General features: G+C 54.3%; 19 protein-coding genes, 3 tRNA genes and 2 pseudogenes. 19 read left to right on the top strand and 5 right to left on the bottom strand.

Translation table 11 applies throughout. The features are described 5' to 3' along the window. Positions 1-34 precede the first annotated feature (34 nt). A complete protein-coding gene (locus BLO51_RS15500; RefSeq protein ID WP_090673305.1) occupies positions 35-877 on the bottom strand; it encodes a LysR family transcriptional regulator in 843 nt (280 codons plus the stop codon). Between the two features lie 184 nt (positions 878-1,061). On the opposite strand from BLO51_RS15500, the gene BLO51_RS15495 reads away from it, so the two are divergent. The 7 genes from BLO51_RS15495 (at position 1,062) to BLO51_RS29810 (ending at position 8,980) form a co-directional block, all read left to right on the top strand. Further along, complete coding sequence (locus BLO51_RS15495) at positions 1,062-2,198, top strand: MFS transporter (protein WP_090673303.1); 1,137 nt, start codon at positions 1,062-1,064, stop codon at positions 2,196-2,198. 275 nt (positions 2,199-2,473) lie between these two features. Further along, positions 2,474-3,532, top strand: coding sequence for an ABC transporter substrate-binding protein (locus BLO51_RS15490; RefSeq protein WP_090673301.1), 1,059 nt, complete (start codon positions 2,474-2,476; stop codon positions 3,530-3,532). A gap of 85 nt (positions 3,533-3,617) precedes the next feature. Beyond that, on the top strand, positions 3,618-4,718 hold the full coding sequence (locus BLO51_RS15485; protein WP_090673299.1) for an ABC transporter ATP-binding protein: 1,101 nt from the start codon (positions 3,618-3,620) through the stop codon (positions 4,716-4,718). Continuing rightward, positions 4,705-6,399: an ABC transporter permease gene (locus tag BLO51_RS15480; protein ID WP_090673298.1), complete on the top strand. Its 1,695-nt coding sequence runs from the start codon at positions 4,705-4,707 to the stop codon at positions 6,397-6,399. The genes BLO51_RS15485 and BLO51_RS15480 overlap by 14 nt, the downstream gene beginning before the upstream one ends. 87 nt (positions 6,400-6,486) lie before the next feature. After that, a complete protein-coding gene (locus BLO51_RS15475; protein ID WP_090673295.1) occupies positions 6,487-7,710 on the top strand; it encodes an extracellular solute-binding protein in 1,224 nt (407 codons plus the stop codon). 40 nt (positions 7,711-7,750) lie between these two features. Beyond that, positions 7,751-8,614, top strand: a complete 864-nt coding sequence (locus tag BLO51_RS15470; protein WP_090673293.1) for a protein phosphatase 2C domain-containing protein — start codon at positions 7,751-7,753, stop codon at positions 8,612-8,614. 192 nt (positions 8,615-8,806) lie between these two features. Beyond that, positions 8,807-8,980, top strand: coding sequence for a hypothetical protein (locus tag BLO51_RS29810; protein ID WP_217266745.1), 174 nt, complete (start codon positions 8,807-8,809; stop codon positions 8,978-8,980). Positions 8,981-9,169: 189 nt separating this feature from the next. On the opposite strand, the gene BLO51_RS15465 is transcribed toward BLO51_RS29810, so the two are convergent. Next, a complete protein-coding gene (locus BLO51_RS15465; RefSeq protein WP_090673290.1) occupies positions 9,170-9,514 on the bottom strand; it encodes a winged helix-turn-helix transcriptional regulator in 345 nt (114 codons plus the stop codon). Between the two features lie 177 nt (positions 9,515-9,691). Between BLO51_RS15465 and BLO51_RS15460 the strand changes: the two genes are divergently transcribed. The 11 genes and pseudogenes from BLO51_RS15460 to BLO51_RS15410 all read left to right on the top strand — a co-directional run bounded on the left by BLO51_RS15460 (position 9,692) and on the right by BLO51_RS15410 (position 19,313). Continuing rightward, on the top strand, positions 9,692-10,639 hold the full coding sequence (locus tag BLO51_RS15460; protein WP_217266744.1) for an NADP-dependent oxidoreductase: 948 nt from the start codon (positions 9,692-9,694) through the stop codon (positions 10,637-10,639). A gap of 543 nt (positions 10,640-11,182) precedes the next feature. Further along, the gene (locus BLO51_RS15455) at positions 11,183-12,043 is read left to right on the top strand and encodes an Rpn family recombination-promoting nuclease/putative transposase (protein WP_090673286.1); all 861 of its coding nucleotides are present in this window, start codon (positions 11,183-11,185) and stop codon (positions 12,041-12,043) included. Positions 12,044-12,131: 88 nt separating this feature from the next. Further along, the gene (locus BLO51_RS15450; protein WP_090673284.1) at positions 12,132-12,830 is read left to right on the top strand and encodes a PIG-L deacetylase family protein; all 699 of its coding nucleotides are present in this window, start codon (positions 12,132-12,134) and stop codon (positions 12,828-12,830) included. A 332-nt stretch (positions 12,831-13,162) separates the two neighbouring features. Then, positions 13,163-14,200, top strand: coding sequence for an ABC transporter substrate-binding protein (locus tag BLO51_RS15445; protein ID WP_090673282.1), 1,038 nt, complete (start codon positions 13,163-13,165; stop codon positions 14,198-14,200). Then, complete coding sequence (locus BLO51_RS15440) at positions 14,197-16,257, top strand: iron ABC transporter permease (protein ID WP_245719683.1); 2,061 nt, start codon at positions 14,197-14,199, stop codon at positions 16,255-16,257. The genes BLO51_RS15445 and BLO51_RS15440 overlap by 4 nt, the downstream gene beginning before the upstream one ends. Before the next feature lie 719 nt (positions 16,258-16,976). Further along, positions 16,977-17,053: transfer RNA gene (locus BLO51_RS15435), tRNA-Glu, on the top strand. 93 nt (positions 17,054-17,146) lie between these two features. Further along, positions 17,147-17,216: transfer RNA gene (locus BLO51_RS15430), tRNA-OTHER, on the top strand. Positions 17,217-17,225: 9 nt separating this feature from the next. Further along, positions 17,226-17,299: transfer RNA gene (locus BLO51_RS15425), tRNA-Asp, on the top strand. A 49-nt stretch (positions 17,300-17,348) separates the two neighbouring features. Then, positions 17,349-17,922 (top strand): annotated as a pseudogene (locus BLO51_RS15420) (ribonuclease H-like YkuK family protein). A gap of 27 nt (positions 17,923-17,949) precedes the next feature. Further along, positions 17,950-18,522: an RNA 2'-phosphotransferase gene (locus BLO51_RS15415; RefSeq protein WP_090673280.1), complete on the top strand. Its 573-nt coding sequence runs from the start codon at positions 17,950-17,952 to the stop codon at positions 18,520-18,522. Beyond that, entirely contained in the window at positions 18,519-19,313 is a 795-nt protein-coding gene (locus tag BLO51_RS15410) for a TatD family hydrolase (RefSeq protein WP_090673278.1), read from the top strand. Before BLO51_RS15415 ends, BLO51_RS15410 begins: the two co-directional genes overlap by 4 nt. A gap of 62 nt (positions 19,314-19,375) precedes the next feature. Here BLO51_RS15410 and BLO51_RS15405 read toward each other — a convergent pair whose 3' ends face one another. From BLO51_RS15405 to BLO51_RS29805, 3 genes are all read right to left on the bottom strand, one after another. Continuing rightward, on the bottom strand, positions 19,376-19,990 hold the full coding sequence (locus BLO51_RS15405; protein ID WP_143006899.1) for a hypothetical protein: 615 nt from the start codon (positions 19,988-19,990) through the stop codon (positions 19,376-19,378). 21 nt (positions 19,991-20,011) lie between these two features. After that, entirely contained in the window at positions 20,012-20,578 is a 567-nt protein-coding gene (locus BLO51_RS15400; protein ID WP_090673274.1) for a papain-like cysteine protease family protein, read from the bottom strand. A gap of 345 nt (positions 20,579-20,923) precedes the next feature. Next, on the bottom strand, positions 20,924-21,436 hold the full coding sequence (locus BLO51_RS29805) for an SEC-C metal-binding domain-containing protein (protein ID WP_090673272.1): 513 nt from the start codon (positions 21,434-21,436) through the stop codon (positions 20,924-20,926). A 215-nt stretch (positions 21,437-21,651) separates the two neighbouring features. Here BLO51_RS29805 and BLO51_RS15390 point away from each other — a divergent pair. Continuing rightward, positions 21,652-21,801, top strand: a pseudogene (locus BLO51_RS15390) (helix-turn-helix domain-containing protein); the annotation flags it as partial. Positions 21,802-21,873: the final 72 nt, after the last annotated feature.

The following is a 21,873-nucleotide window of genomic DNA, read 5'->3' as shown; positions in this document are numbered from 1 at the left end:
AGGCCGCCGGACTCCCGTGTCCCCGGCAGCCTCGCTAATCTGTCGACAACAAAAAGCTGGATAGCTGCGTTCCAAGCTTGCCGCTCTTCGCGGCTAACGAGACGGATCTATTAAAATCCACAATTGGCAGAGCAAACAGATTAAGATGGCCTATGTTCTTAGCTACGATTTCAGGCACAATTGCAAATCCCATGCCAGCCATGACATAGCCAAATATAAAATCTCCGAAGGATACCTCATTCACGATATGGGGGTGGTGCCCGAGCGCCTCCATCTGCGAATAAATATGGCTTCTTGTATCGCAAGGCGCTTGATGGACGATAAGCGGCTCCCCGCAGAGATCGGCAAGGGTTACGGTTGTTTTCGACCGAAAACGATGGTCTGCCGAAAATACCGCATAATAACATTCCGTGAACAATTCGCAGTGCCATACCGAATCGTCGGTATACAAGGTATCCACCAACACGGAATCAAGTCTTCCTTCCTTCAACGATTGTAAAAGGTCCCCGGATGTATTTTGAATCATTAACGTATGAGAGCTTTGTAAGGCTTTTATTCTCGAAGGCAAGTAATAAGTAGCCAGACTTGGAAGGCTTCCCAGCGCCAGTTGATCCGTTTGCCGATATTGTCGCAGCTCCCGGCGAATCGAGGCCAGATCGGAAATTACCGGAACAATTCTCGTATAGAAGCGTTCGCCCGCTTCGGTAAGCTCGGTCCCGCCGGACGTTCGATAGAACAAGGTCACATCCAGATCATGCTCCAGATTCCGAATGTGCTTGCTTAAAGCCGGTTGCGAAAGATTGAGCTCTTTTGACGCCTTGGAAAAGCTTTTTAACTTAGCCGCTTCGGCAAAACTGTGCAGCCACTCCGTATTCATCGATCTCTCCTCCTCCATAACGATACGTTATATCCCTATAGCATACTGATTATTCTTTGTACGTTGAAGATATGGTACCTTTTTATAGTGATCCGATCTTCTTAATCATAACACAACGTTATAGGGTTCGGTCTACGGCAATCCAATCCAGATAACGGATCGGTGCTATAAAAGGAGGATAACGATGAACAAGGTTTTGCTTCTTACCCTAGGCATGTTTGCTCTTGGATTCGACGCATACGTGGTTGCAGGCTTGCTGCCCGATATCGGCGAGACGTTTCACATAAGCGATTCCCAGGCGGGACAAGCCGTGAGCGCTTTTACTTTATGCTACGCGCTGGCGGCTCCAATCTTTGCGACGTTATTGGCGGGAAAATCCATTCGGAAGAGTTTAATTTTTGCGCTTGCCGTATTCTCGGTTGGAAATGCAGTTAGCGCTCTGGCTCCTAATTTTCCGCTGCTGCTTATTGCCCGGGCCGTGGCAGGGATCGGAGCCGGTCTGTTTTCCCCTTTGGCTTCGGTTGCGGCAGCATCTCTGGTTTCCGCGCAAAAACGCGGCCGGGCGCTCGGGATGATCCTGGGAGGAATGAGTACAGGAACGGTGGTAGGCGTTCCAATCGGGTTATTCGTTGCCGGGAAAATAGGATGGCAGGGAACGCTTTGGCTCATTACGGTCATTGGTCTTGGTGCCTTGGTGGGGATTTTATTGTTTTTTCCGAACTTTTTGGCTGCGGCACCGCCGTCCTTGCGCCAACGTGCGGCGATGTTGACCGATAAAAAGGTATTGGCGATTGTCGGGATTACCTTTCTGGCCAGTATTGCAAGCTTAGGTCTTTATACGTATATCTCTTCCGTCTTGTATCAGCTTGACGGGATTGCCAATGCCACTCCCTATTTGTGGGCTTGGGGGATAGGCGGAGTTGTGGGGAGCTTTACCATAGGATTTTTGATCGATCGAACGAGCCATCCGTCGCGGCTCATGGTCGTGCTCCTGTCCATCTTGGCCGTAGCCATGTTTGGCATCCCCTTCGCGCTTAACATCCCGGCACTGGGCTTACTGCCATTTCTGTTGTGGGGAGCGTCCGCATGGGCTTCGTTAGCCCCGCAGCAGCATGCCTTGCTCCTTGCACAACGCGATCACGCTGAAGCGGTTGTCGCCTTAAACAGCTCGGCGAATTATTTAGGGAGCGCCGTGGGCTCATTTGCCGGAGGCGTTGCCCTGTTCGCGGGTTTTCATCCGTCCTTTCTTCCTTTTGCCGCGGGGAGTGTGATCTTGCTGGCCGTTCTCGGACAACTAAGAATACTCCGCCGCTACACGTGAAGCTGCGGCTAAGTCTGATCCTGCGCACCGATAACCGTCTATTTATGTTATGGACGGTTTTTCTGTTGTGCCGCAAATTAGTGCAAAAAATTAAACAAAGAAGAAATTTCACCGCATTGAAAGCGTTTACTTTAGCGATTATAGTGAATAACAGAACAAGAAATCCGGCGGGACACATCAAGCGAAGTTGACGAATGCGCTTTTTTGCGAAAGCAAGGTCCGCCTTTGTCCCGGATTTCAATCCATATCAAATCTAATACGGAGGGGTTCTACAGATGAAAAAAGCGTTTACGGGCATTCTCGCCTCGCTGCTTCTGGTTACGACGCTGGCCGGCTGTGGCACGGAGCAGGCGGCACCGCAAAAGACGGCATCCGGTGACACGGGAGCGAAAAACGAAGCGAAAAAAGGAGGCAAGCTGACGCTGTACTCGCCTAACGCCGCCGAAGTCAATAACCCGATCATTAAGGAATTCCAGGACCGCACGGGCATCGAGGTGCAGCTGATCTCCGGAGGTACGGGCGACCTGCTGAAGCGGGTGCAGGCGGAAGCGGTTTCCCCGCAGGGCGACGTGTTCTGGGCCGGCGGCGCCGACTCGCTGGAGGCGTACAAGAAATTTTTCGAGCCGTACAAAACGAAAGAAAACGACAATCTGCTACCGGAGTACATCGACAAAAACGGCGTATGGACGCCTTTCGCCGCGCTGCCGATGGTCATCATGTACAACAAAGAGCTGGTGAAAGCGGGCGAAGAGCCGAAGAGCTGGAACGACCTGCTCGATCCGAAGTGGACGGGCAAAATCGCTTACGCCGATCCGGCCAAATCCGGCTCGTCGTATACGCAGCTCGTGACGATGCTGACCGCTTTCGGCAAGGACGACAAGGGCTGGGACTTCGTCAAGAAGTTCGTGAAAAACCTGGACGGCAAAGTGCTGTCGGGCTCAGGCCTCGTGTATAAAGGGGTCGCGGACAAAGAGTTCGCGTTAGGCATCACTCTGGAGGAAGCGGCGCTGCGCTACGTGGAAGGCGGGGCTAAGGTAGGCATCGTGTATCCGTCCGAGGGCACGTCCGCCGTACCGGACGGCGCGGCGATCATCAAGGGCGCGCCGAACATGGAGCAGGCCAAGCAGTTCATCGATTTCCTTGTCGGCAAAGATGTGCAGTCCCTGATTCAAAAAGAATTCAAGCGCCGCTCCGTCCGCAAGGACGCCGAGCCGATCCAAGGCATCGTCCAAACGAAGGACATCAAGCTGGTCAACTACGACTTCGACTTCGCCGCGAGCAAGAAGGACGACAATATCAAACACTTCTCCAAAATTATAACCGGCGCGGAATAACGTAGTCCGCCTAGGTTCCACGGGTGCCTTTGACGATCGTCCGACGAGGGCGCCCTTTTTTTCCAAAGAAACGGAGGCTCGATCCATGCAAAAGATCGTATTTGACCATGTCACCAAATATTTCGGCACGCATAAAGCGGTCAACGACGCTCATTTTACGATAAACGAAGGCGAGTTTTTCACCCTGCTCGGTCCGAGTGGCTGCGGCAAAACGACGCTGCTGCGCACGATTGCCGGCTTTTACCGCCAGGAGGAGGGCGGCATTTACTTCGGAGACAAGCTGATCAACGACGTGCCGACCCATCAGCGCAACATCGGGATGGTGTTCCAAAACTACGCGATTTTCCCACACATGACCGTGTTCGAGAACGTGTGCTACGGGCTCAAGGCGCGCAGCGTCCCGAAAAAGGAAATGGAGCAGCGCGCGATGGAAGCGCTTGAAATGGTGCAGTTGGCGCATCTGCGCGACCGCGTCCCTTCGGATATGAGCGGCGGACAGCAGCAGCGGATCGCGCTTGCCCGCGCGATTGTCATTCGTCCGGGGCTGCTGCTGATGGACGAACCGCTGTCCAACCTGGACGCCAAGCTCCGGGTTAAGATGCGGTCTGACATCCGGATGCTGCAAAAGGAGCTGAACATCACGACCATCTACGTGACCCACGATCAGGAAGAGGCGCTGGCCGTCTCCGACCGGATTGCCGTCATGAGCGAGGGTGTCATCCAGCAGATCGCTTCGCCCGAAGACATCTACTCGTATCCCGCGAACAAGTTCGTGTCCAATTTTATCGGCACTTCGAATTTTATCGAAGGCCACTGCTCCAGCTATAACGAGGCGGCGCAGGAGGCGAGCCTGCGGCTGTTGGAAACGCAGTGGAGCCAGAAGCTGTCGCGGCCGTATGAGGGCAAAATATTGTTCTCGCTTCGTCCCGAACGGATCCGGCTGCGCGGCGAAGAGCCGGGAGAGCGGCTGGTCCGGGGGACGATCGACAGCGTGACGTTTCTGGGCGAGAAGGTCAGCTATGCGGTCCGGCTCTCCGACGACTCCGTTATCGAAATTCAGGAGCATGCGATCGAGCCGCACCGGATGAGAAAAGCGCATCAAACCGTGTACGTCGATCTGCAGCTCGACAAGGCGACCTTATTCGACGAATCCGGCAAGGAGGTTCTGTACCGTGCAGCCTACTAATGCCGCCCGGGCGCTGCGGCCCAATCCGTTCAAACGTCTGCTTCAGCCCAAGCAGTGGGATTTCTGGACTTGGGTAACGGTGATTGTGTATGTGTTCCTGCTTGCATTTATTTTGTACCCGCTCGTCTCGTTGTTTTACAACAGCTTTTTCAACGACAAAGGCGACTTCTCCCTAGAAAATTATGGTAACTTCTTGAAGCTGAAATATTACTACGGCTCGCTGTGGAATAGCTTGAAGGTATCGGCGCTGGCGACGGTGTTCGCGATTCTCATCGGTGTTCCGCTTGCGTACGTGACGGCCCGGTATAACGTCAAATTTAAGGGTCTGATCCAAATTCTCGTCATCATGTCGCTGCTGTCCCCGCCGTTCATCGGCGCCTATTCGTGGATCTTGATGCTCGGCAACAACGGCTTCATTACCCGGTTCCTCCAGGATATCGGGATTCCGTTCCAGTCGGTGTACGGCTGGAAGGGCATCGTGTTCGTGTTTACGCTGCAATTTTACCCGCATATTTACCTGTACGTGTCCGGCGCGCTCAAGACGATTGACACATCGCTGGAGGAGGCCGCCGAAAGCTTGGGACGCGGCGCATTCCACCGGCTGATGACCGTGACGCTTCCGCTCATTTTCCCGACGCTGTCGGCCGGGGCGCTGATGGTGTTCATGGCTTCGTTCGCGGACTTCGGCACGCCGATGCTGCTGGGCCAAGGGTTCAAGGTGCTGCCGATTCTGGCGTACGAGCAGTTCATCAGCGAGATGGGCGGCAATCCGGCGATGGCGAGCACGCTCAGCGTGATTCTGATCTTCTGCTCGACCGCGATTTTGTTCGTGCAGCGCTATTTCGTTTCGCGCAAAAATTATTCGATGACCGGCATGCGCACGCCGAAGGTGCAGCCGCTGAAGACGCTGCCGAAGTGGCTGCTCACCTTCGGGGCGCTGCTGGTGGCCTGCGTTTCGATCATTCCGCAGGCGACGGTCATCGTGACGTCCTTCATTAAAACAAAGGGGCCCGTGTTTCACCCCGGCTTCAGCTTAAACAGCTACAAGGAAATTTTGTACCGGGTACCAAAGGCGATTGCCCACACGTACAGCTTCTCGCTCATTTCCATCGTCATTATGATCGTTATGGGCATGCTAGTCGCTTATGTGCTCGTCCGCCGCAAATCGAAGATAACCGCAATGCTCGACGGTATCCTGATGATTCCTTACGTCATGCCGGGCACGGTGCTCGGGATCAGCCTGATTATCGCGTTCAACAAGCCGCCGGTCATTTTGACGGGGACGTGGGTCATTCTGGTGATCGCTTATGTGGTCCGCAAGCTGCCGTATACGATTCGCTCCAGCACCGCCATCCTGACGCAGCTCGATAAGAGCGTGGAAGAAGCGTCCATCAGCCTTGGCGTGCCCCCGATGAAGACGTTCTTCAAGACGACGGGACGGATGATGGCGCCGGGCGTCATGTCCGGAGCGATTCTGAGCTGGATTACGACGATCAACGAGCTGAGCTCGACGGTCGTTCTGTACACCGGGGCGACCGCGACCATTTCGGTCACGATCTACAGCGAAGTGTTCACGGCGAATTACGGCACCGGCGCGGCGCTGGCTTCGATCCTGTCCATCAGTACGTTAATCTCGCTGTTGATTGCCAGCAAGCTGAGCAAAAAAGGGCTCCAACTGTAATGGTCAGGTGCATGATTTCCGAAGGCATGTTCGTGATACAATGGAAATAAGAAGCCGCTCGTATCAGGAACTGGAGGAATCAACATCATGAAGCTGCGCACTTGGCCGGTTTGGCTTGTTCTCGGATGCATCGCCGCAGGGGCTTTGGTGTACGGGTTAACTTACGGAAAGCTGTCGGAGGACGAACCGCAGCCATCAGCCCCTTCCGCGTCGCTGTCGATCTGGGTATATAGCAAAGGCTGGGAGGACGTCGTTCGCGCCTTCGGGCAAAGCTACCCTCAGATCGATGTCCAAATCCGCTCGTTTCGTTCTTACGAACAGCTGTACACCGAGCTGCTCGCATCGATCTCGGCCGGGGCGGCTCCGCAGCTTGCGGAAATTCACAGCTTCTACGGCATTGCCCAGTTTGCGGCCACCGGTGCGGTGCTACCCGTGGGGAATGTCTTGACCGCCGGGAAGCCGGCATTTCTTCCGGCCTTTTCCGCCGCGTTCCGGTATCGGGACGAGGATTGGGCCGTCCCTTTCGGGGGCAGCGTGCCTGTGCTTTACTACCGGGAGGAACCGTTCAAGCGGCTGGCCGGGGGTGCCCCGGCGTTAGGCACTTGGGAGGAGGTCAGGCAGACGCTGTCGCTTGCCAAGGAGCCTCCGGGCGAAGAGGTGTCGAAGGGCTACGGCACGATAACGGTGGATAAAGAGCTGCCCTGGTTTTTGGCAAGCCTGAGCTATGCTCCGAAGGAGTCCGACGGACCGGCCGCGGAACGGATGCAAAGCGCGCTGGAGCTGTGGCGGAATTTGACGCATGAATCCCAGCTGATGAAGCCTTTGCAGCACGATAAGGCAGTAAGCGATTTTATTAACGGCAAGGCTGGGATGTATGTCGGCTCTTCGGATAAGCTGCCCACGATCGAACGCTACATCGGCGGGAAGTTCTCGTTCGATCTGGCGAAGCTGCCCGCGTGGAAGCAGGAGGCGCTTCTGCCCGGCGTTCACGGACTGGCGGTGTTGAAGAGCGATCCAGAGCGGCTGAAGGCGGCGCAAAGCTTCGTGCAGGAAATCACGGCTCCGGAGACGCAGTCCGCCTTGTGGAATACGGTTGGGCTGATTCCGGTACGAACGGATGTAATCGGGAAGCTGGAGGAGGAGCCCGCTTTGAGCGAACGGCTGCGCCGAATTTTGAGCTGGCTCCCCTCCTTGGTCGGCCGCGAGCCTCGGTATGACGATTACGAGCGGTGGAAACGGACAGAACGCATGTTGGAGCAGATCGAGCTGAATCCGCAAGAGCCAGCTTTGGACGTCGGAATGCTGTACTAAAGCCTTACCACTATAAGCAGAGGATCGGGTGGAGGAGACTATGAACATACAAACGTTAACCCTGAAGGGAACCGCCGAATGGAACGAGGACGCGCTGGTCGTTAATCCGGGCGTATCGATGTACGGGGTGCTTGACGGAGCGACCTCTCTGCATCCGTTCCGCGGCCCTAACGGGGAAACTGGGGGATATTTGGCTTCCCGGACGATTCAGCAGTATCTGGAATCGCTGCAGGCGGAAGACTTGGCAGGCATCGATTTGAAGGAAGCGGTCGTTCAAGCGAATGTCCGTCTGAGGGAAAAGATGAAGGAAGCGGGAATCGATTTGACCGATCTGGCGGCGCTGTGGACCAGCGCGTTGGCGGTTGTCCGGATTCACGACCGTTATATCGACTACGCGCAGGTGGGCGATTGCATGATCGCCGCCACTTATGCCGACGGAACGATCCGCACCGTGTCCCGCGACCAAGTCGCGCACATCGATTGCGAGTCCAAGAAGATATGGGAGGAAGCCCTCCGCACCGGCGTCCAGACGCGGGAAGAGCTGTGGGAGCTCGTGAAGCCGCACATCCGCGGCAATAAATCACGGATGAATACGTTAGGCGGCTACTCCGTGCTTAGTGGGCAGCCCGAGGCGAACGATTTCATCGAATACGGGCGGATCAACCGCATCCAGCTGCAATCGATTCTGATCGTGAGCGATGGGCTGTTCCCTCCGAAGACGAGTGCTCAGCCGCCAACCGACGGCATCAGCGAGCTTGTCACCCTCATCGAGGAAATGTCGCTGGAAGGCTATGCGAAGTGGCTGCTAGATTTGGAGGCGGAGGATAAGGAATGCCGCAAATATCCGCGGTTCAAAGTATCCGACGACAAAACGGCGGTCTTGATTCGCTTTGACGTTGAATAGCACATAGAAGACGGGCGATCCTCCGGGATAGCCCGTATATTTTTTATTGCCCGCGGATCATATCCGCCGTATCGGAAGTCATCATCTACATAAAAGGGTGCTTCAGCCCGGTCCGGGCCACGCTTCCTCAGAATCCGCCCACCAGACTTACGCCTGCCTTGAACCGGCTGTCTTTGGCCAGCGTCCCGGCCGTTGTCGTTCCGCCGTACGAGTGTCGAAGATGCCCACCCGCCTAGATCGAGCTTCCCTTGCAGCAGACCGCTCAGATCGTTTGCGTTCCACGCGTTGAGCGTGTTCAAATCCCGCGTCCTCGGAGCGGATATCGAAGCGACGGCCCGCATCGCTCGCGAGAACAGCATCGGTTAGTTTACAAATAAATTTTGAAGTATGGTTAAGATTTTTCTTGTCCGATCAGTTGGGAGCTGATTTGGCAGCAGTATGATCAAATGATGAAGTCACTCGGAGGAACTGCGCCGCGAGTTCTATGGAGGCTTGAATGTCGTGGATAACTGAAGCTTTCCCGCAACGAAAGCCCGCAAGTCGTTAGAAGTCTACTTATATCTGTTGACTATTCTCCCCAAATGACTCCCCCCACTTGATCATTTCTTCAATGACTACTTGTGTTGATTTTCCGTAATCGGTCAGATTGTATTCTACTCTTGGTGGAACTTCGGGAAAAATCTTGCGCTCGATCAACCCGTGTTCTTCCAGCTCACGCAATTGTTGTATCAATACTTTTTTGGTGATAGGTTGATTTGTCGTTAATGGGATGGATCTTAGAAGCTCCGTAAATCGAATCGCACCTTGCTGATTCAGTCGGCAAAGAATCGCGGGTTTCCATTTTTTAAATACCGCACACAGCGCAATATCAATCTGCTTTTGTTTGAAGTTTTCCGGCATAAGAGTCCCCTCGCTTTTATTTATACTGCAAAAAATTATAACATATCGGCGAAACGGTTACTTTCAAATCACCCAGTTACTTGAAAGTGCCTTCTACTCGCGTCCAGAAAAATCTGCTAGATTGTCAATGGAAGAACAAAACCCTAAAGCAGGAGATGGATAGCTGAAATGAAGGCCATGATTATTGAGCAATATGGTGAAGCTGATCAGTTTCGTTTGGAGGATGTTCCATTGCCTTCGATTCATGACGGAGAGGTGCTGGTTAACGTTTATGCTGCCGGAGTAAACCCGGTTGATTGGAAAATTCGCGAGGGCCATCTACAGCGCATCTATCCTTATGCATTCCCCCTTATCATTGGCTGTGATGTTGCCGGTGTTGTAGTGAAAGTTGGTCCTGGTGTAAAGAAATACAAAGTAGGAGACGCTGTTTACGGTTTTAAAAATCTTGCCCAACTTGGTGGCTATGCAGAGTTTGTCAAATTCAACGAGAATGATTTGGCGCGAAAACCTGATTCGCTCAGCTTTGTTGAGGCAGCTTCTGTTCCTGTAGTTGGTCTTGCTGCTTGGCAAATCATGATGGTTCATGGGGGAGGGATCAAACCTGGTGATCGCGTCTTCATTCAAGGAGGAGCTGGGGGAGTTGGCAGTTTTGCCGTTCAACTAGCCAAATCAATGGACGCTTATGTCATTACTACAGCCAGCAAACAAAACCAAACCTTCCTGAAGGAATTAGGGGCCGATGAAGTGATTGACTATCGGGAACATGATTTTTCGACCGTTATTTCAAGTGTAGATATATTATTGGACACGATTGGCGGAGATGCACTTGACCGCAGCTATGATCTCGTCAAAAAAGGAGGCAAGCTGCTCTCAATCGTTGAACGGCCAAACAAAGATAAAGCAGCAAAACTGCAAATCCACACTCATTTTATTCCTGAAACCGAATCGAACGGTAAAATGCTGGAGGAAATCAGCTTATTTTATAAGTATGGCAAACTTAAGCCAGTCGTAGAACATATTTTCCCTTTTGCACAAGCAGCCGAAGCGCATCGTTTGAGTGAGACAAAACACACCCGAGGCAAAATTGTGTTGGAGCTCTTTCAAACCTCTCCATTATCAACGTAGAGTTCACCAATAGAATTATGAACACCATTAAGTCATGGAGTGAACAGTTATTCTATAACGAATTCGTCTATCAGAGACCATGACAAAAGAGCAACCAAATGTCGGTTGCTCTTTTGAATTTATAAAGATGGAGCCTAGGGTTACAGCAAGTCCATGCTTGAATGGGAATGGCTGGGGAGTAAGGCGCTAAAGCTAAGACCCGAGCGGTCCACTCAAGATATCCGTAAAATCGTGAAAAGCTGAACTTCATCTTGCATTTTTGCTGGCCTTAACGACCGGAATGAGACAATCTGAAATTCTTGGACTGTGGTGAAAAGACATTGACTTTGAGCAAGGCGTTTTTTTCGACCGTCAAACTCTAAGACACCAAAACAAAGACAAGTGTCCGAACAATTATGTCCTTCCATCCGTTCATAAAGAAACGGCTCAGTAATATGGGAGTATGCTTTTCGGAGATCATCCTTGACCTGTACCTGTGGTTAAGCACCTACAATAATGATACCTAAGCATGGTATAATAAGAAGAAATGGAGTTGATTGTCAGATGCAAGAGCTTCTTGACCCCCGGAATGATTTCGTGTTCAAACGAATCTTTGGCAGTGAAGACAATAAAGATGTGCTGCTTGCGTTCTTGAATCGTACATTTGCCGAATCCGGCGAGCCGCCGCTGACCGAAATTGTGCTGCTCAATCCGTACACTGACAAAGATGCACCGCTCGATAAGCAGTCCATTTTTGATATTTGGGCGAAGACCGTCGAAGGTAAATTAATCAATATCGAGATGCAGCTTTTCAATAAATACGAAATCGAGAAACGGACGCTGTACTATTGGAGCAAGCGCTACTCCAGCCAGTTGCAGGAAGGACAGACCTACAAGGAACTGAAGAAATGCGTGACGATTAATATCTTGAACTACTCGTTTATTGCCAACGACCGTTACCATAATGTGTTCCATCTGAGGGAAGATCATACGGGTCTGGAACTGAGCGACGACATCGAAGTCCACTTCATGGAGCTATCCAAGCTGGACGATCAAGCGATTCCGGTAGAAGGCGGTTTGATCAACTGGCTGCTGTTTCTGAAGGGTGCCGACAAATCGAACTGGGAGGTGCTGAAGATGAATGAACCGACGTTGAAGAAAGCGATGGATACGCTGGAATTTCTAAGCCAGGATCGGGAAGCACGCCGACTGTATGAGGAACGGCAGAAGTATTTGCATGATGAAGCTTCCATGATCGAATGGGCTATGGAGAAAGGGCTTAAGAAAGGTCGAGCAGAAGGAGAACATGCAAAAGCCATTGAAATTGCCAAAAACATGCTCTCTGTGGGCATTGAAGTTTCCGTCATCGCCCAAGTAAGCGGACTATCCGAAAGAGAAATCGAATCGCTCAAGCCGATTCAATAATTCTTACGCCAATCAATTGACCACCCATCAACCAAGTGTTGAACCGGAGTCTAAGCTATAATGGGTCTAAAAAAGGAGGCGTCTGACGATGGGAGAACCGATCGGATTTTTATACGCGCACCCGGATGATGAAACCTTCTTAAGCGCGTGCCTGATCCGGCAGCTGGCGGATGAAGGACATGCGCCCGTTCTGCTGCTGGCGACCAAGGGCGAAGCGGGACAAAAGAACGGCTACGCGGCGCAAGCGACGAAGGAGGAGCTTGCCGCGATCCGGGTCAAGGAAATGGAGAAAGCCGCCGTGGTCCTGGGCATTGCGGAAGTTGAGCATCTGGGCTTCCCCGACGGAAAATTGGACATGGTCGACGAGACGCTCTTTCTGGAGGCGGTCATCCACTTCATCAACAAACACCGCTTGAAAATTGTCGTGACGTTCCCGGAGGACGGCGGCAACTTTCATCCCGATCATATGGCGATTTCGCGGTTTGCGACAGCAGCCGTACAGAGCGGGCGGTGCCCTTCGGTCCAGAAGCTGTACTACATTCGGTCGAAGACGCTGACCGAGAAAGGCTATGAACCGACGCTCGTCATCGATACGGAACAAGCCTGGAGCATCAAAGCGGAAGCGCTGCGCGCCCATACGTCCCAGCTTCTCGCGATCGAGAGGTATTTCGGCAATTTGGACGTTTTCCCGGAGAACCGGCGCTACGAATCCTTTGTCTTGAACTGGGAACGGGGACAGCGCTGGCCTTCCAAAACCGAGACAAGCCTATTCGACGATTTGCTCTGAACCGACGGTTCGACGGGAAAAGCAGCTTAGCCCGAGACGAGCCCTCGACCGAATCGACATACTCGCGGTTGCCGTCTTCCCATAAGTAGAGGGAGGCGACGCTGCAATACGGCGACTAGTTGTGCGCATGCTGCGCCAAAGGGTTGCCGTCTTTTTTATTTTTCGCTGCATAAAGCCATCGGGCCCCTCGTACCAGCCCCATATCGCCCAGCTTGGCATCTCCCAATCCATTCCAAACAACTTGGGATTGACAGATGCAGGAACCCATTTTAAACTATTAACTGATAATGATAATTATTATCAACAAATGTACATACTTAGGGGGCTGCATCATGTCACGATCCATGCATTATGTTCTATTAGTTTTTTGCTGCGCCATGCTATTCATCGCCGGTTGCGGAACGGCGAATCCCAATACTTCCTCCGCTCCGAAAGCCGCTTCCGGCACCGACGCTAAGAAGCCGGAGCAAGCTTCGACGCAAGAACAGGCCAAATCGCAAGACCCGGCGGTTCGGACCATCAAACATCTGATTGGTACAACAGAGATCAAAGGTACGCCGCAGCGCATTGTCGCCCTCGAATGGTCGGTTGTCGAGGATGTGCTGGCGCTGGGCGTACAGCCGGTAGGCATTGCCGATCTCGCAGACTACAAGAAATGGGTGAAGGTGAAGCACGAGCTGTCCCCGGACGTGAAGGATCTCGGCAGCCGGTCAGAGCCGAGCTTGGAGCAAATCTCCGCGCTGAAGCCGGATTTGATCATCGCGACCAACCGCGTCGAAGCTTTCTACGATAAATTAAAAGCGATTGCTCCGACCATCGTGTTCTATCCGAACACGGAAAAGGAGCCGGATGCATACGCGATAATGGAGAAAAATTTCCGAATTGTCGCGGACGCGCTGAGCAAGAAGGACGAAGGGGAAAAAGTGCTGAAGGAAGTTGACGCCGCGATTGCCGGATTGGCTGAAAAAGTGAAAAAAGCGGGCAAAGTGGACTCCGAATTCATCCTTGTGCAAGCTTTCTCGATGAAAAAAGCGCCGACGATGCGCATCATGTCGGATAACGCGATGTCGGCCAAGGTGCTGATCAAGCTGGGGCTGAAAAACGCGTTCAAGCCGAAGGGCTACGTCCAGACCTTTGAAGAAGGGGGCGTCGAGCCGCTGCTTGCCATGAAGAAAGCGAATTTCTTCTACATCGTGCAGGATAACGATAACATTTTCGCCAACCAGTTGAAGGAAAATCCGGTATGGAAAAACCTCGATTTCGTTAAGGAAAATCGGATATACGCGATGGGTGGCGATACGTGGCTGTTCGGCGGACCGCTGTCGGCACAATTGATCGCTGAAAAAGCGACGGCGGCGATGACCAAATGAGAACGGAAAGAAGCGGCGTAAACGCTGCTTTCTTTATGCGCGGATGGGCACCGCCCATCCTCGTGTTCGGAGGGGGAGCGGCGCTGCTGCTCCTGCTTATGGTCGTCCATGTGATGCAGGGTGCCGCCGATTTGACTCCCCGCATGGTGCTTGAAGCGATCTTCGCTCCGCAGGATACGGCCGAGCACCAGATCGTACGCACACTGCGGCTGCCGCGAGTAATCGCCGGCATGCTTGCGGGCGGGGCGCTTGCGGTCGCGGGCGTGCTGCTGCAGACGATTACCCGCAACCCGCTGGCTTCGGCCGGTACGCTCGGCATCAATGCAGGCGCCTATTTCGCCGTCGTGGCGACCACCGTGTTCGCCCCGTCATGGATGGGCGTCTCGCCGATGCTGGTGGCGTTCGGCGGCGCCATCTTTGCGGCGCTGCTGGCTTATTCGCTGGCCGGGGGACTGCGCGCGACGCCGCTGCGCATGACGTTGGCCGGAATGATCGTATCGATGGCCGTGTCCGCAATGACCGGCGCGCTGCAGTTAATGTTCGAAGAACAAACGAGCGGCCTGTTTCTGTGGGGCAGCGGCACGCTCGTGCAGAACGACTGGAGCGGCGTTAGCGCCGCTTGGCCATGGGTTGCGGCTGCCGCCGCGCTGGCTCTGATTCTCTCCCGTTCACTCGACTTGCTGCTGCTCAACGAGGAGACGGCGCAGTCGCTCGGTCAGCATGTGGGCCGAATCCGGCTGATCAGTTTGATTCTGGCGCTGCTGCTTGCCGCGGTAATCGTCAGTATCGTCGGTCCGATCGGCTTTGTCGGGCTGCTCGCGCCGCATCTGGTCCGCTTGATCGGGGTGCGCAGCCACAAACTGCTCCTGCCGGCCTCCTTCTTATGGGGGGCCGTCATTTTGGTGGCTGCCGACGTCGGCAGCCGGCTTGCCAACAACGATTCGTACGGCGAGCTTCCGGTAGGCGCCGTGACGGCACTCATCGGGGGGCCTTGCCTCGCCTATTTGTCCTACCGGGCGGCGAAAAAGCACCGCGAGGTGCCGAAGCCGTCCGCCACGTCGCTTGGCACGACGGCCCGCTTCCTCTCGTACCGGGCGCTTCTCGGTATATTCGGGGTGCTGCTCGTTGCGGTCACGATCCTGGGCATGATCTTCGGCGATGTGAAAGTCCCGCTGCAAGACGTGCTGGCGGCGATTCAAGGCGAAGGTCCCGAACTGGCCCGCTCGATTGTGCTCGACCAGCGGCTGCCCCGGATGCTCGTCGCGGCCTGCGCCGGCGCGGCGCTTGCGGTCAGCGGCCTGCTGCTGCAGGGAGTCGTGCGCAATCCGATGGCCGATCCGTCCATCGTCGGCGTTTCGGCGGGGGCCGGTGTTGGCGCGCTGCTTCTGCTGCTCGTTTGGCCGGGGCTGCCAATCGCGCTGCTGCCGTTTGCCTCCTTCGCCGGAGCGATCGCCGCGGCGCTGATCGTCTATCTCATCGCCCGCAAAACGGGCCTGCAGCCGGCGGTGCTGGCGCTCGTCGGAATCGCGGTGTCCGCGTGCGGCTCGGCCGTCATTCAGCTCATCGTGGTCCAGTCCAAAATGAACGTGGCCGTGGGGTTAGTCTGGATTTCCGGCAGCACGTACGCGCGCGGCTGGGAGGAGCTGGCGCAGCTCATAGTATGGCCTGTGCTGCTGCTACCGCTGGCATGGCTGATCGGGCGGAGAGTCGACATTTTGGCCTTCGGTCAGGAGGGCGCGGTGGGCCTTGGAGTCAACGTCGAGCAGACGCGGCTGAGAGCGGCGGCGATCGGCGTCGCGCTTGCGGCAGCGGCCGTATCGATCGTAGGCACAATTGGCTTCGTGGGGCTGATTGCCCCTCATGCGGCGCGCCTTCTAATCGGGCACAATCATCGTCGGCTCTTGCCGCTCGCTGCGCTGCTCGGGGCCGTCCTGCTCGTATTGGCCGATATTGTCGGCCGCAATCTGCTGCCGCCCAAAGAAATTCCGTCGGGTCTGATCGTCTCGCTCCTCGGAGCGCCTTATTTTCTATGGCTGATGCGGTCATCACGCAGATAAATAGTTACCGAACGGAGCCAGTCAGCCGAAGTCCCCGCAAAGCGATCGGATTCCGTCCCAGAAAAAGCCTTCATTTTGCGGGGATGCGCGGCGTCGTGTACAAGCGAAAGTTAAAGAAATACAATTTTACAAAAATAATGGTTGACACGCTCGTGGTACGCATGATAAGATTTCACCAACTTAATGAACACATAAAGCGAAGGGAGGTTAGGAACATGAGAAAGCATAATGCATTCGAACAATTGTTACATACTGAGCAAGGTTCCGCTCATGATTCCTTTCATAACCAACGCTTTTTACGTAGCTTTCGCGTACCTGTACGATGTCTGGCGCTTTCAGACGCATCGTAATTGGAATTCGGTAGGTAAGGCTGCGAATCGTCGTAGCCTTTTTCTTTTGCCTTCGTGGCGGGAAAAAGGGACGAAGCGCAGCTTTTTTGTTTGCTTAAGTCCACGTGGAAGGAGAGAGTAGCGATGACGAATCATGATAAGATTGTCCATATTCACGAGGTCCAATTTGAATTACAAACAAAGTCCAGTAGTCTTGGTCTGCTCCGAACCCCTCCTTTCCTGAAGGCTGGGCGATTCTGACATATGCTTCGGCGTATGCGAAATACGGAGATACAAGGCTGCCGGATCACGGCGGCTTTTCTTATGCCTTGGAACGAATCCGGGCGGAAGAAAAGCGCGTGAGCGAGCAGTCTTTTTCATTTTTAACGCGGCGCATTCGGCAAGCGGTTAAGCCACACGACTTTCACTCGTGCACTCGGCGGGTTCGAATCCCCCATGCGTCACCATTTTATCTTGGATAGGAAGTTGTCACAGAGGTTGCTGCTCTATTCGGCGACTGGCAGACCCGCGGGCCGTCCCCGCGCCTATCCGTCCAACTCAGGGGAATCGCCAAGTGGTAAGGCAGCGGCCTTGAAGCCGCGAGCGGTGGTTCGATTCCATCTTCCCCTATACTCACATGGAGCTGTGGAGAAGCGGGAGTTCTCGCCGGTTCGTCAGACCGGAGGCCGCGGGTTCAAGCCCCGCCGGCTCCAACCAAATACATAACGAAAGGATGCCGTGTACGTTGTACAGGTGACAATCATGAAGCGAACAAATCTTTTTACCATGCAGGATGACCTCATATTTCATAATGTGACAGAACGCCGCCTCTCCCTCGACGATGTGATCGAGCGGATGCTGCGGTTCATCTCTCAAGATCCGGCATCGCCGTATCAGTTGATGATCGGTACCGACAGCCAGGTTCACCGCGGTCACACCAAATTCGTGACCGGCATTATTATCCGTCGTCTGGGCAAAGGAGCTTGGGCCTGCTACCGACAGGTCGTGCTTCCCCGGGAGCTGACCTCCGTGAAAGAGAAGCTGACGATCGAAACGTCTCTCGCAGGAAGTAGCCTGCTATTTTGAGGGGGACGCGGTGAACCGGATGGAAGAGCTGCTGCTTCCCTACGTGTATCAAGGTGCCTCGTTCGAAGCGTTCATCGATATCGATGCGGGCACGGAGCCGGTCGTCAACAAGACGTCGCTGTACGTTCAGGAGATGGTGGACCGGGTCGAAGCCATGGGAAGATACGCCGCTCGGGTGAAGCCTGACTCATACGCCGCCTCCGCCTATGCCAACCGGCATACGAAACGGCCAGCCAGTCTGGTCATGTGAACTTGTTAAATAAGGAAGAGATCAAACATGTTAAATGAAAAAACGGAAATTCGCTTAAGCAAATTTATGACCAAACTGTTAAGGCACGATCCCAAAGCGTTCGGGCTCGTTCTGGACCCGACGGACGGATCGTGTGAATTAAAGGACATGATGCGCACCATCCAATCGCAGCCCAGGTGGGCGTCGATCTCGCTGCAGGATGTAGAGCAGGTCGTGCGCAATTGCGCTAAGCAGCGCTTCGAAATCACGAATGGCCGCATCCGCGCCCGATACGGGCACAGCTTCGAGAAGATAAGCTACGAGCCCGGCGATCCGCCCGAGACGCTGTATCATGGCACGAATCGTCATGCCGCGCCGGTGATTCTGCGGGAAGGCATCCGCTCGATGGGCCGCCAGTACGTGCATTTGTCCGAAGGGCTGCAGTTCGCCACACTGGCGGGCAGCCGCAGAGGGGAGCTTGTCATCCTTCGCGTGGATACGGTCAAGGCTCGCAGCATGGGCGTAACGTTTTATTTCGCAGGAAATGAAGTGTGGCTGGCCGACGAAGTGCCGGCGTCCTGCTGCGCCATAGACGATGGGAGAGGAGCTAACAAACGATGAAGAAGCCGTCGCTAATTGATATCGGAGTTAACCTGATGCACCGCTCGTTTCATCCGGACCGCGACCAGGTTGTCGCCCGGGCGGAAGCGGAGGGCGTCTCCCCGCTTATTTTGACGGGGACGCATATGAGGAACAGTGAAGAAGCCGCGCGGTATGCGGCCCGGTTTCCGGGCAAACTGTACTCCACCGCAGGCATCCATCCGCACGACGCCCGCAATTGCGGCCCGGACACGCTGGCACGGCTGCGCAAGCTGGCCGAGCTGCCTTCCGTCGTAGCGATCGGAGAATGCGGCTTGGATTACAACCGCGATTTCTCGCCGCGCGATGTGCAGAGAAAGTGGTTCGAAGCGCAGGTCATGCTGGCGTGCGAGCTGCGGATGCCGTTGTTCCTGCACGAGCGGGAGGCGCATGCGGACTTCGTCCGCATCTTGAAGACGCATCTGCACCGGATCGACCGGGCGGTCGTCCACTGCTTCACCGGCAGCGCAAGCGAGCTGAAGACGTATCTCGATATGGGACTGTATATCGGGATTACGGGCTGGATCTGCGACGAGCGGCGGGGCAAGCATCTGCGGGAGCTGGTACGGCGTATCCCGCTCGACCGGCTGATGATCGAGACGGACGCCCCGTTCCTGACGCCGCGGGATTTGCCTGTCAAGCCGGCGGACGGACGCAACGAGCCCGCGTTTCTGCCGCACATCTTGCAGGCCGTATCCATTTGTACGGGCAAGAGCGCGGAGGAAGTGGCCGAAGCGACGACGCAAACGGCCAGACATGTTTTCGGGTTGTAGTTTTATGGAGAAGGCCGCCGGATTTCCCGACGGCCTTTTTCAAATCTGCGCCCAGACTTCGATCATTCCTGCTGCGCAGAGGCTGAGACGATCCTTGCCTTCATTTTCGTGATAACGTCTTGTGGCTGCGCCTGACCTTCCGGAAGCTGGAGCAGCGATGCCAGCCCCTGGGACAGGAAGACGGACTCGGCTTTGCCGTTTAGCACGAGGAGCATGCCCTGTCCTTCGAATTCGACATAGCGGACCTGTTCGTTGTTCGCCGCAAGCCCGCGAGCGCTATGGTACAGCTTCAGCAAATCTTTACTCCGGTTTTTACCGCCCATCTTCACCGGCTCTTTGTCGTTGGCAATCAGAATCCCTTCCGGTACGCCGTTATTCATGACGAACCACAGGCGTTCGTTTGTCGGCTGGAGCAGCTTCTTGAAAGAGGCGTCCGAATAGGCCTGAATTTGTTCGGCCGGGGCCGTGGCGTCGATCGCGAGGCTGAATTCGGATAATTGCGCGGCGGAGAGGGAGTCGCCGACCAAATTTTTCTCCTCCTGCTGTTGATGGATTTGAATAAAGTCCTGCAAGCCGATTTGCTCGGGAGAGTTGAAAGCCGCGTATCCGGCCATAGCGAATAGAAGACCTCCCGTCATTATCGCTGTCGTTAACGTGAAAAGTTTCCGTTTCCCCATGATTCCACCCCTTTCCCTTTCTTATTTGCTCGTACGAATCGTTCCGCTCCATACGAAACGATTGTTGCTTTTAAAAGAGTTGAACGTTTGAGAATAATGATCGCCGTACCACGGGTCCATGTAAGATACGTATTGGTTTCCGCCGGTTCCGGAATAGTAGCCATCAAGAACGAAGAAGTGACCGATAGCTGCCCCGTTCGTCCAACGGATAAAAGCAACCATCGGACGTCTTCCGTTGACCTCGTTTTGGACCCATTGCAGCGTCGGAAGATAGTAGAAGTCGCTGCTGTTGACGCCGTAACGCTTCAAGCCGTACATGATTTCGCCTGTCGTGGCAGGGGCGTTGTAGAGCCCACCTTTGACATATCGTACAAACTCCTCTTGAGAAACGAACTTTCCGTAATGCTGCAGGATCGGTACGGATACGCCAGCCCAGCACCAGTTGCTCATTTTTTGCTGCACGTTCGGTACGGTGGCGCCTCCGGCTGCGGCAGTCTGAACCGAAACCGGGGCCGGATCGGCGGCAACCGCAAAATTTGCGCTCACAATCAAGGCCAAGCCGACGACAAGCGACAATAATTTTCGCATCGCACATGACTTCCTTTCCAAATTTTTTGGAGCTCCAGCAACGGCCGGAATGGCAAAAAATCGGATCACCTCCCGCTACCTTCCGGTAATTCTCTGGGACGATGGACAAGGGAAATGTAAGCGCTATACATTTCGTTTCCAATACTAAGATGGATGACTTGTGGTGTAAATCCTTCAGCGGTAGTAGGTCTTTCCTTGCCGCTTTCACGGTCCAGGCTGTTGTACTGCATGTTCGTGGGCCTCTGCGCGGCGGCAAATTGACCATTTCTTCGTCGAAACGACAAAAAAACCGTTTTCCCGATGAGTCGGGAGAACGGTTTTTTTTGCGCCGCGTAACTTACGTTTTTATTTTCCGTTTTTCATTTGCTCGGCGAACTCCGTAATTTTTTGCGCCCGCTGAGCGATCGAACCGGAGGAGACGTTGTATTTGGCCGAAAGCGCCGATTGCGTCACTTCGGCAACGCCGTGCATGGAGGCGATGGCGTATTCCAGAGCGGCGAGCATCACGTCCGCTTTGCGGATCTGCGGCCGTTCGTGGGAGGCATAGGCATGCCACAAGGCAACCGCTTCCGTAATGCGCTGCCAATCGAAGGTTCCCGCCATATGCTCGGATAATTGTCCGGCGACGGATTGATATATGTCTTGAGGCCAGTCCAGAACCTCAATGAGCGTCTGCACCGTTTCCGCATTGAGAGACGGACCTTGATCCGTTGAAGGCCGGCTGAGGGACGGCGAGCCGGAATTCGGCACTGCCGCTTGGAGCTCAGGCGCTTCACCGGTCAGGAGGCAGCAGTGCTTGTACTTCTTTCCGCTGCCGCAGGGACACGGCTCGTTTCTTCCAATTTTTCGCAAGTTCAATCCACTTCCATTTCTTCTGCCAAATTCACTCTGATGACATTATAGCCTTTGAAAGAAAAAATTCCAAGGCTTCGACACGATTAGACGGTATTTTATCGTTAAGGCTGAGAAGACTCCCTCTTCGATAAGGGGGAGATGAATCAGCATCTCTTGTATATAAATACGAACATATGTGCTATAATTGTCATGAAATCACCAAAGGAGATAAGTCTCGCATGTTGCATCATAAAGCTTTTCGCTTTCGCATCTACCCTACGGAGGAGCAAACGACGCTGATCCATCAGATGTTTGGATGCGCTCGCTTTGTCTTTAACCACTTCCTTGCGAGGTGGAACGACACCTTCCAAGAAACAGGCAGAGGCTTAAGACCAACTGAACTGCGGGAACCGCAGGGATCGCTTGCTCAAGAAGAGAAGGATGCTTCTCTGTTCGCAAGA

The sequence above is a fragment of the Paenibacillus tianmuensis genome (assembly GCF_900100345.1).
Lineage (GTDB): Bacteria > Bacillota > Bacilli > Paenibacillales > NBRC-103111 > Paenibacillus_G > Paenibacillus_G tianmuensis.
The sequence above is the reverse complement of the archived record's forward strand: the minus strand, read 5'-3'. Positions and strand labels throughout refer to the sequence as shown.